Genomic DNA, 11,019 nt, shown 5'->3' on the forward strand with positions numbered 1-11,019 from the left:
GTTTAGAACTGGTACGTGCTCTGGGAAACTCTATGGTTGTTATATTCATCACGGCTTATCGGGATTTTGCATTAGATGGTTTTGAAACCGGGGCAACTGATTATCTGGTTAAACCGGTGAGGTTTGATCGTTTTTTAAAGGCCGTTAATAAAGCTAAAGACTACCTGGAGCTGAAACGTTCATCTTCTATACAACAGATAAATAATGATCGAATCTTTATCAAATCTGAAGGAAAGCTAATTAAGATTTTATTGGATGAAGTTTTATATGTTGAAGCCCAGGGTGATTATTTAAAGATCGTTATTCCTTCGGATATTTACAGCACACAAGCCACGCTTAAATCTATGGAAGAGATTTTGTCTTTACCCAAGTTTTTTAGAATTCAGCGTTCATTTATCTTGAATCTTGACTCGGTAAGAAGTGTGAATGGAAATATGGTAGAGCTTGTTAATGGCAAGTCTATTTCTATCGCAATAAATAAGAAAGAGGAATTATTTGATCTTTTAGGGATTAAGTAATGATGCTCTTTATAGAATGGAAATTTGCAGTGATAATTGTTTTTTTTATTTGGTATAGATAGAATGAGGATTAAGTTGTTATTTTGCCGTCCTTATGGCAATACTAAAATTGGAGTACCAGCAGGATGATTATGAATCGCTGCAAGAGGGTGAATTAAGTGCAAAAGAGTTTTTAAATGAGGTTTTGTTTAGTGGCAGCTATGAAGACATCAGTCCTGAGGATGAAGTGATTGATATATTATTAGGTTACCATGGTTCTGATGGTACAATACCTGAAATTTCAGATTTGGAGCTTGAAGAGGCAGAGTATGAGGAAGATGATGAAACCGGGAAAGCACGTCTTTCTTATTTATTAGCTTATAGTTCTGCTTGTGCAGGTTCGAATTCAGAAGAATTGATTTCAGAATTGGTCAATTTTAAAATTGATCAGGAAAGTTCTAAGGTCGTTTTTACTTTTATAGATTTGAATACCAGATCTACAGTGGATGAGTTTTAGCAGAGGGCATCTTTAGATTTATAATTACCAGAATGAAAATATTCATTGTTGGCTCTGGAAAGCTCGCAAATGCCATATTAAAGGCCGATTTATCATTTGCATCTTGCGAAGTCATTAAGTGGGAGCCTCTGTATCAAACACTAAATGAAAGGGCAATACTTGTTCACGCAGGTTCTGGACGAGAACTGAAGGAGTGTTTGGCGTTTTGCGCAGGAACGAAATCTGTGTTTATTGAGCTCTCTACAGGCTTAGAAACTGAAAACCTGGATCCTGAATTCCCCTTAATTATTTGTCCGAATACTTCTATTCTAATTCTAAAGACGCTTAGAATGATTGATCTATTTGGCGGATCCTTTGAGGATTATGAAATTTCGATAACTGAGTCTCATCAGTCTACTAAAAAAACTGAGCCAGGTACTGCTTATAATTTAGCCAATTCTTTAAAAGTGCCGCACAACAAAGTTGTATCGATAAGAGACCCTCAAGTTCAACAGGATAAAATTGGTATTCCTTTGGAGTTTTTAAACGGGCATGCTTATCATAAAATTGTTATTAGAAACTGTAATGACGAAGTAACGATTGAGACCAAGGTGTTGGGGCATAATTCTTATGCGAATGGGGTTAATGCAATTATTAAGACTTGTTTAAATCATGATTTGGAAAACAAGAGGTATACGGTTCTGGACTTGATTGATCGTAAAATATTGTAGGATAATTAATGCTCACTAACATAGTTGGAATGAAAGTTATAAGCTGTTTCGATAGATTACAATAATTTGGCTATAGTTTCTACTATATATTCCAGTTCTGCAACATTTGATGACGCAAAGCCCAATCTGAGGTTGTTGTTAATTGTTGGGGCCTCGCCAAATCCAGATCCATCGTTAATGTAAATGTCCTTTTTTAGTGCCTTAAAAGATAGGTCTTGAATATCAATTGAAAGGTCTGCTATCGCCCATACAGCCATGCCGCCTTCAGGTACCTGAAAATGAATTTTGTTGTTGAGGTGGTGTTTTATCAGATCGCAAAACACGTCCCTTCGTTCCCGGTAGACCCGTAATGATTTACGTAAATGCTTTTGTATTGTGCCTAATTTAAACAATTCTGCAATGGAATTCTCCAGCATAAAATCTCCCTGGCGGTCAACAATACGGCGCAACTGAGCCAATTGTTGTATTACATTTTCAGGGGCAACCAGATAGCCTACACGAAATGCAGGGGCAATGCTTTTGGTAAATGATCCACAATAGATCACATGGCCGGTTTTGTCTGCTGAAACTAATGGCTGCAGAGGTCTATTCATATAATGAAAATCATAGTCATAGTCGTCTTCGAAGATGATAAAACCAAATTCTTCTGCCAGGCTTAGTAACTGTATTCGCCGATCTGCACGCATGGGAACTGTTGTAGGGTAGTGGTGATGCGGGGTGAGGTAAACTAACCTTATTTTCGTTACAAGGCATAGTCTTCGTAATTCGTCGACAACCATACCGTGCTCATCCACGGCAATCTTGTGTACAATGGCTTGTGCTTGCAAGAAATTCATGCTGGCTGCTTTCCAGCCGAGCTCTGTAACCACTACATGTTCCCCAGGTGTTATTAAAGCCGCACTAACCAGATAAAGACCCATAACTGTACCGCGGGTAATCAGGATATTTTCGGTATCGATATTTAGACCCCTCGTTTCTGCAAAATAAGTGCAGAGTTCTTCTCTTAATAATAAAGAACCTTTAGTGTCTCCATAACCAAATCGGACATAGGAGTTGCCCGTCAGGAGTTGAGTCCGATAAGCCCTGGATAGTTCAGTTAGCGGTGCTAAACGGCTGTCGGGATAACCATCGTCCAGATGATACGACTGCGTAGTCTTGTTTATTTTCCTTTTTAAATGATCTGCATTGCCAATAGAAAAGCCTGCATTTTTTAGGACGTTAACTTTGGTGCCGTTTTTGGCTGATGGATTTTTCAGCTCTAATTTTGGTAGATTGCTGCTTACAAATGTACCGTTGCCACCTTCACTTTCGAGCCAGCCTTGTGCTAATAATTCGTCATAGGCTCTAACAACTGTCTTTCTATGAATCTTTAAAAGTTCTGCCATTTTTCGGGTACTGAGCAACCGATGGGATACTGGCAAGGTACCATCCTTGATCAGTTGCATTAATCGATTGGCCAGTTGTTGATAAACCGGTTGGATTGAATCGCGATCAATAACGATTAAGGTAGCAAGTATTTGCATGGAGATTGGACTACTGAATATGCATAAATTTAACAATAATCTTCGTCCGATAAAAAAATGAGCGCGAAATAAATAAGCAGGTACCAGAAAAGGTACCTGCTTGATATTAGATTGCTTTAAGTAGTTCCTGTTTGATGAAGTTTAATTCATCATTATTTAAATCAATATCCATAGCTGCAGCATTTTGAATGGCTTGTTCGGCATTTCTTGAACCAGCTAATACAACTGTTATCCCTGGCTGTAATGTTGTCCAACGCAATACCAACTGAGATAAAGTGACATTTTTACTATAGGCAACAGGTTCAATGATATCAAGAAATGTCTTGACTTTGTCTAAATCAAATTGAGTGAAATAACCATTGCGGTGATCATTATCTTTAAGTTTATCTTCTTTAAAGTATTTCCGGTAAGTAATCCTCTTTCCATAGGACTATATACAATAATTCCTGTGTCAGTTTCCAGGGCATAGGGTATCAGGTCGTTTTCAATAGCACGGTTCAGCATACTATAAGAAACCTGATTACTAGCCAGCTCAAGTGTTTTTGCCGCTTCTTTCATCTGATTCACGCTATAATTACTTACACCTGCCGCCCGAATTTTTCCTTGTTGTATTAATACCTCGAATGCTTCCATGGTTTCACTTATCGGAGTTGAATTATCCGGCCAGTGTAACTGTAACAGATCAATATAATCAGTACCTAATCTCTTTAAACTTTCTTCTATTTCTTTAATGATATTGGCTTTAGAGCTATATTTGAATATGGGAAGTTTTTTTCCATTATCTTCTGCATCGAAGAAGAATTCACCTTTGTCTTCATTACTGCCATCCCAAACCAAACCGAATTTGGTCAATAACTGTATTTTTGACCGATCTTTTCCTTTGATGGCTTCACCTATCATTTCTTCACTTAAACCAAAACCATAAAAAGGAGCTGTATCGATACTTGTTACCCCATGGTCCAGCGATGCTTGAATCGAATTGATAGAATCTTTTTTCTCATTACCACCCCACATATTTCCGCCAATAGCAAAGGCACCATATGTGATTATTGATAGTTCCAGATCTGTATTTCCTAATTTTCTGTATTCCATTTTAATTTTTTAATTAAAAGTATTCTCGCCGTTACAGACTTGAATTCCCAGAGCAAAGGTATCGGGCTTTAAACTATTACAGAAATAAGTTAAATTATACACATCTATTAGAATTATGATCTTAATGTCGCTTGGAATTAAGAAACAATTAAAAAGTATTAGGCATCACCCCTTCAGCGTTGTGGCGCCTAACATAACGAGTATAAATTTTAATCTCTATTCCAAAACGCAGGGGGTTCTATTCCCAAGCTACGCAGGTAGACTGTACCTTGTGCACGATGATGAATCTCATTATCGATAAAGTAAAGAATAGTTGAAAAAACCTGTCCTTCATATTGGCCAAAAACCACTACTCTTTGCTGAAAGCGTTCCTCTGAAATCTGCGGCCAAAAGGTCTTAATCTGTTCAGTTTCTTCGTCCCAAAGGCGAAGTAATCCTTCTTTTGTACAATCTTCTGGACTGATGGTATGTGTGTTAAAACCGCCTGTATTTTCCCATTTATCAGTTACGATGCCCTGTATTCCAGGACCTGAAATATCAATAATTTCCTTCATCATTTCTGAAAAAGGGCGCATTTCTCCAATACTATAGGTAAATAACTTATCTTCTGGAAACGCTTCTATTACACGTCTGGTTAGTCTGCGGTGCCCTAGCCAATCATTCAACATATTGGCAGATGAAACAAATGATTGAACTTCAATAGCTTCGGTAGTTGTGTTTTCGGTTGTCATAGTCTTAAAGGTTTATTGATGAATCTTTATGTTTAATTACACAAAGAAAATAGCCCTAACTGACAACCCTATGGCAGTGTATTTCGTGAAATTTAATGAATAAATTTATTTCCAGTTACCGGTGAGAAAAGAACAAGTAAGTCAAAGCCTGTGAGTAAATTTTCCATTTCAAGATTACTTCCTTTCAGACTTCCCCTTTTTAAGGCTGCTCTTATTGGTCTTAAATCGAATACTGCCCATTCATCATCATTCACCAGACTATAGAAAGGTTTAAATGAAGTCAGATCTTTATCATCCTTCACATTATAGGTTTGAATAGCTTTTTTGTTATCGGTTGAAAGCATGGTATTAATAGTTCCTTGTTTACCAAAAATAAGGATGTGCAAGGTTTTCTTCCCTTGTGCTGCTGCGAGATTATCGGCAAGGTTACCTACTTCATAAAAGCCAGTTGTGCTGTTGGAACGCGTAAGATGATTAGCGCCAAATTTAAATAAGAGTTTAGGTATACTGATGGAATCTCTACCTATATAAGGCGCAACATAATTAAGCAGGTTCTTTTTCATCATTTCCACACGCATAGGATAATTTTCCCATAATAGTGGCCTGCTAGCACGAAGATCACGTAACATTTTCTGACTCTGTTTATTGTCGTTCCTAAAAGTAAACTGTAAAGAGTCTAAATACCCGGTAGTCAGCTTAAAAAGACTCAATTCATTAAATGTATTCGCATCTAGATAGAGAGGCTTATCATTAAGACCATATTCTATGGCCTTTTTCAAAGCTAGTTGCTTGTTGGCCGGTATTTTTGCAATGTTGGAAAGCTCTTCAAAGAAGAGACCTGTAGACATAAACGTAATTTCATTAAGTCCCCATATATCTACTTTGCTTGTAATCAATTTTTTCGCTAAGTGCATCTCTGTTTCCCAGCAATAAAAAGCAAGATCATATGGCCATTTATTGAAATGCGCTACATACCCGGTAGGGTTGGGGGCAATTTTTTTTAATCGTTCAGCGCTATAAGGATCAATCTCTGCTACAAAAGCTTTCGGTTTAAAGACATCTGCAATTTTTTCGGTAAAGACGGGTATTTCAGCTTCGCCATGTTGCTCTCCGATCATCAAAAATTGAACTTTTTCGGCCTCTTTTTGTAAAATATCCCATCCTGTGCCTTGGAAATTACCGTCTCTGAGGGCAAAAGAATTTTTCTTTATCAGACTGCTTAACGAGACGCTATCTTTAGACTGGGCGTAGCCATTTAAGAAAACAAAGCAGAAGGGAAGAATGAACAGAGGACGCGTCAGGTTTATTTTTGGTTGTTTCAATTGTTTTTTTAGTAAGATACGGTTATGGCGAAATAAGTAATAGATCTCACCAGTTGAAATAAAAAAAAGCATCTCTTTTGGAGATGCTTTAAATCGATCATCTATAATTTAGATGGGTTTCACGTTTGTTGCATTTAGGCCTTTTTTGCCGTTTTCAACTTCATACGTAACTTTGTCGTTCTCTCTGATAGGGCCCGCTAATCCTGTTACATGTACAAAGATCTCTGCATCTCCGTTTTCAGGTACGATAAAGCCAAATCCTTTTGACTCATTAAAAAATTTTACTGTTCCTTCTGGCATTGTATTTAGATATTTAAAATAAATTATTACGGCTTCCGAAAAATGGTTGCTCAACGAAAAGCAATAACAAGTGTAAAATAAGGATTGTTTAAAAGAATTCTAAGTTTTTTTTAAAAAATATTTAACAACAGCTGTTTTACAGCTGGCAGATTCTCTTTAATTTGTGTGAAATACTTCTTCCATAGTAGTCCATATTTCCTTTTTTGCAGCGGTTTCTGGTAATGGCTGCTGGCAAGGGTCTGTTTCTTTCCACCACTGTTGGGTTTTCGAATCTGCAGCCATCTTTTTCATATCTCCATCAAAATCTTCTCCTGTATACTCAAAATAGCTAAACAAATAGTATTCGTTTTTTATTTTCTGAAGGTAGATGGAATAGTTCTGGATATGACAGTCTTTTATTTTTTTTAATACTTCGGGCCATGCATTTGCATGCAATTCTTTATACCTCTCAAGTTTATCGGCCTTTAAACCAGTTATTGAGCCAAAGCGTTTTACCCGCTGGTTTTTAATTTTCGTTTGACAGCCGGAAAAGAGCAATCCAGATAGCAGTATTATAATGATACTTACTTTCATAGGTTATCTGAATTGATATTGAGTTCTAGTACAATGACTGAATCATCCGCATTTGGTAGATGTTCTGGTAATCGAAGTACAATACTTCCGTCTGTATTCTGACTATAATTAATTTTGCTGCCTTTTAATAAGTAGGCTTGGTTAACTTTAACGCCGTGCAATGCTGGAAGGATTACATCAGCAGATTTTTGGTCAAAAATGTGGACATAGAGTTTATTGTTTTTCCGAGTTGTGGCAAAGACCTCATTCGGTTTATATGGTCCTCCTTTAGTACCATAAATACTCTCGCCGTAGTTGGCTAACCAATCACCCATTTCTTTAAGTCTATTAATTTGACGTTGTTCAATCCGACCATCAGCCATTGGGCCGACATTAAATAAAAGGTTTCCGTTTCCCCCAGAGGTTTTAGCTAAAGTCTGGATGCATTCTTTTAGTGTTTTTAATTTGTCATTTGGTTTCCATGCCCATTGTTGACAAATGGTCATGCAGGTTTCCCAGGGGTTATTCATGTTTAGTTCCCCGATTTTTTGTTCAGGGGTGGCAAAATCTCCGATAATCCTTTCCGTTAATTTCGGGTGTTCACCGCCTTGACTTGCACCAATTCTGTTGTTGATAATCACATTTGGATCTAGTTTTTTCAAAAATGTATACAGATCTGCTCCATACTCGTTCTTCCATGGGCTTTCCCAATTGCCATCAAACCAAAGCACATAAGGATGGTATTGGGTAACAATTTCCCGTAACTGGTTTTTCATGGTGGTAATAAATTTGTGTATATCGGCCTTTGGATCCAAATTTTTTCCATCGGGAAGATGGATAGGATAATTGGGATCATGCCAATCTAAAACTGTAAAGTACACGCAGAATTTGATATTGTATTTTTTACAAGCTTTGGCCAATTCACCTACGATGTCTTTTTTGTACGGCGAATTCATGATATTATAGTCGGAAAACTTGGTAGGCCACAAGCAAAAACCATCATGATGCTTTGAAGTAATTGTCAGGTATTTCATCCCGGCGTCTTTAGCTGTTTTTACCCAGATGTCTGCATTAAATAAAACAGGATTAAATTCTTTGTATAAATTGTCATAATCCTGTACGGGTACACTGGTTCCTCTGCTCCAGCCTATTTCAGTGCCGCGTAATGTAACGGGTCCCCAGTGAATAAACATACCAAAACGCTGATCCATAAAATCATCTAAAACCGCCTTGGATGTTTTTATAGATGGACTAATCGCTGTGGTTTGTGCTTTACTTTGATAAAACGTAGAGAGTAGTACCAAAAGGGTAAACAACTGTTTCATTGTATTTGGTTTATGTTGGTTAGAAAAGCTAAATTATTTTCTTTACAACCATGGAACAATGAATTATCCTCCTTTTTTAATGGACTATCGTATTATTTATTATAGATTCTATCAAGTGCCGAGTCGGTAAAACTGCCTCCACTGTAAAAACTATTATTGAATTCTGATCGATTTCTGGGATAATATAGCTCGTAGTTTACCGGAATACCAGTTCCTTCATAAGTTTTACCACTTGGATCGGTATAAATCTCATTGGATAAACTAAACTCCCAACCATTTGGAAGTTCTTTCCACAATATTTCAGAGAAGATACCAGCCGTTCTTGAACCTATCGTTGTAATATTTTTATAGCTATGTGCGGCTAAAGCGAAAATTTCGGCTGCACTTGCTGTGCCGGGGCCTAAAAGTAGATAAACTTTACCTGTGTAGGTGGCATGGCCTGCTGACTGCAAGGTATATTCTTGTTTTGTTGTCTTACCTTTAGTACTTTTTGCTGCTACAGAAAGAACATGTTTACTTTCGTTTACGAAATAGCTTAAGAGTCTCAAAGCAACTGTTTCAAGTCCGCCTCCATTAAAACGAAGGTCAATAACAACTGAATCAGACTTTCCAATATCAGATAAGATTTTTTCCATAACTTTATCAACACCCTTATATTCATCCTCAAATTGAACCAGAGGCTCTCGGGTCGCTTTGATTTTATCATAGTTCTTTGCAAAATTGGGCTGGTAACCTTCTGATGGAGAAATGTAGTTAGAGAAGTTGTTCATATCCTTGATCAGAATATAAGCAATTTTTGCATTTCTCAATTCCCCCCAAGCGATGACCCCATTATTATAAGTATGTGCATTTACCAGGTATTTCTTCTTTATATCTGCGATAATATCAGTGGTTGTTCTCTTAGGTTTTGTTACTGGAGTTGTTCTGGATATCCTTGTTTTTAAAGAATCCGGAATTTCTAATCTGATGTGACCATCACCTATTTTTTTTACAATCTCGATTAGAATATCGGCAAATTCTTTTTGGGAATTTAACTTTCTTACTCTTGGCAGATATTCCGTATATACTTGTTCCCAATTCACATTCCGTTCCTGAAAAAAAGCGTAGTTATTATTAAAGGTTTCCCAGAAAACTCTAAAATTATCGTCATAGGAAGCTCTATTTGGACTAATACGAGTACACTTTGGAGGCACTGAAGCTACCTTATTAAAACTATAGTTCACAATTCCTCCCGGATTTAGGACAAGTTTATTCCTGTTCATGGAAACGACCCTAAACCTTCCGCTTAACTTACCGTCTACCAAAGTCTTACAGTCTATATTATTTATATTATAGTAAGTATATGTTGAATCGTCAATTTTTAAACATCTTCCATAGCCCTCCTGAAGCCAGGCTGTATTTTTTAATCGTTTTTCCAGATTCTGCTGTGCATTAACACTTAAAAATGTTAGAAGTATGCAAGCGGTTGTTATAGATTTGAAATTGATCATATGGTATGTGACACCATTTAAAACGGTTCGTTGCAAGTTTAATATAAATATTATGTATTTTTATATAACTACCAATTTGCGATGAGTGGCCTACTTCAATCTATATCACATATCATAAGCTATATTAGTATAGGCATCATTTGTTATGGCGCTGCACTGGGCTTGCTGAAATTTGTCCATAATGAACTGAACCGCTTCCAAAATTCATTCTCGTTAGCAAAGACTGTTCAAATTAAAATTGAAGTAGGTTATTACCTCTTGTTGGGGTTGGAGTTTTTAATTGCATCAGATATTATCGACACAATCCTCAACCCTTCATTTAATGATTTGGGAATATTGGCTGGTACCGTTTTCATAAGAACAAGCCTTTCCTTTTTCCTCAATAAAGAGATTGAAAGTGTAGCAGAAAATAAGGCGCCCAAAGAATCAAAATAATGGGCTCCAACTTCATTTAAGGTCAAATATTAGAATGCCTATTGAATTAGCAGTTTTTTTATCAGGGAAATTTATCCCAAATGGTAACGCGCGTGCTCTATGATCCCATGTAGATTCCGATAGTAGTTATTGCCAGGTTACATCTGATAAAGTATCTTTAAGATTGACTGTGTCCAATTGCCGCCAAAATGAACATCTCTGAAATGTTTTGCAATCACCTTAATTAAAGCCATTTTACCTTTCTGTTTAAATTCCTAATGAAAATAAGAATTCTATGTCTTTTTAAAAATTACAATGACTTTCTAATTATTTTATGAATTATTATACCCCAAGTTATATCTTTACGCAGTGAAACAATGCTGGTCTTACATATTGCTTTTTACGGTTATATTGCACACGACAGATCTAAAACAATTGCTGAAAATGCCCATCTTGATTGAGCACTATCAGGAACATAAGCAGAGAGATGCAGGTATTAGTGTGATGCACTTTTTAAGTCTTCATTATTGGGGCGAGGACTTGAAT

General features: G+C 36.8%; 11 protein-coding genes and 1 pseudogene. 4 read left to right on the forward strand and 8 right to left on the reverse strand.

Annotation, left to right across the window (positions count from 1 at the left end):
• The 3 genes from DBR11_RS13500 to DBR11_RS13510 all read left to right on the forward strand — a co-directional run.
• A partial coding sequence (locus DBR11_RS13500; RefSeq protein WP_108553195.1) for a LytTR family DNA-binding domain-containing protein occupies window positions 1–518 on the forward strand: 518 nt, incomplete at its 5' end.
• 94 nt (window positions 519–612) lie between these two features.
• Entirely contained in the window at window positions 613–1,014 is a 402-nt protein-coding gene (locus DBR11_RS13505; protein ID WP_108553196.1) for a hypothetical protein, read from the forward strand.
• Between the two features lie 32 nt (window positions 1,015–1,046).
• Complete coding sequence (locus tag DBR11_RS13510) at window positions 1,047–1,724, forward strand: dihydrodipicolinate reductase C-terminal domain-containing protein (RefSeq protein WP_108553197.1); 678 nt, start codon at window positions 1,047–1,049, stop codon at window positions 1,722–1,724.
• Window positions 1,725–1,780: 56 nt separating this feature from the next.
• Here DBR11_RS13510 and DBR11_RS13515 read toward each other — a convergent pair whose 3' ends face one another.
• From DBR11_RS13515 to DBR11_RS13550, 8 genes and pseudogenes are all read right to left on the reverse strand, one after another.
• Complete coding sequence (locus DBR11_RS13515; protein ID WP_108553198.1) at window positions 1,781–3,247, reverse strand: PLP-dependent aminotransferase family protein; 1,467 nt, start codon at window positions 3,245–3,247, stop codon at window positions 1,781–1,783.
• A 106-nt stretch (window positions 3,248–3,353) separates the two neighbouring features.
• Window positions 3,354–4,339, reverse strand: a pseudogene (locus DBR11_RS13520) (aldo/keto reductase).
• A gap of 209 nt (window positions 4,340–4,548) precedes the next feature.
• Complete coding sequence (locus DBR11_RS13525) at window positions 4,549–5,070, reverse strand: DinB family protein (protein WP_108553199.1); 522 nt, start codon at window positions 5,068–5,070, stop codon at window positions 4,549–4,551.
• A gap of 92 nt (window positions 5,071–5,162) precedes the next feature.
• Complete coding sequence (locus DBR11_RS13530) at window positions 5,163–6,392, reverse strand: hypothetical protein (RefSeq protein WP_146186527.1); 1,230 nt, start codon at window positions 6,390–6,392, stop codon at window positions 5,163–5,165.
• A gap of 108 nt (window positions 6,393–6,500) precedes the next feature.
• Entirely contained in the window at window positions 6,501–6,692 is a 192-nt protein-coding gene (locus DBR11_RS13535; protein ID WP_108553201.1) for a cold-shock protein, read from the reverse strand.
• A 156-nt stretch (window positions 6,693–6,848) separates the two neighbouring features.
• On the reverse strand, window positions 6,849–7,265 hold the full coding sequence (locus DBR11_RS13540) for an L-rhamnose mutarotase (RefSeq protein WP_108553202.1): 417 nt from the start codon (window positions 7,263–7,265) through the stop codon (window positions 6,849–6,851).
• Window positions 7,262–8,569, reverse strand: a complete 1,308-nt coding sequence (locus DBR11_RS13545; protein WP_108553203.1) for an alpha-L-fucosidase — start codon at window positions 8,567–8,569, stop codon at window positions 7,262–7,264. Before DBR11_RS13545 ends, DBR11_RS13540 begins: the two co-directional genes overlap by 4 nt.
• Window positions 8,570–8,661: 92 nt before the next feature.
• On the reverse strand, window positions 8,662–10,059 hold the full coding sequence (locus DBR11_RS13550) for a S41 family peptidase (RefSeq protein ID WP_108553204.1): 1,398 nt from the start codon (window positions 10,057–10,059) through the stop codon (window positions 8,662–8,664).
• A gap of 81 nt (window positions 10,060–10,140) precedes the next feature.
• Here DBR11_RS13550 and DBR11_RS13555 point away from each other — a divergent pair, with 81 nt between their 5' ends.
• Window positions 10,141–10,494, forward strand: coding sequence for a DUF1622 domain-containing protein (locus DBR11_RS13555; RefSeq protein ID WP_108553205.1), 354 nt, complete (start codon window positions 10,141–10,143; stop codon window positions 10,492–10,494).
• The last annotated feature ends 525 nt before the right edge of the window (window positions 10,495–11,019 follow it).

Origin of the sequence: Pedobacter sp. HMWF019 (genome assembly GCF_003061025.1) — a bacterium.
GTDB lineage: Bacteria > Bacteroidota > Bacteroidia > Sphingobacteriales > Sphingobacteriaceae > Pedobacter.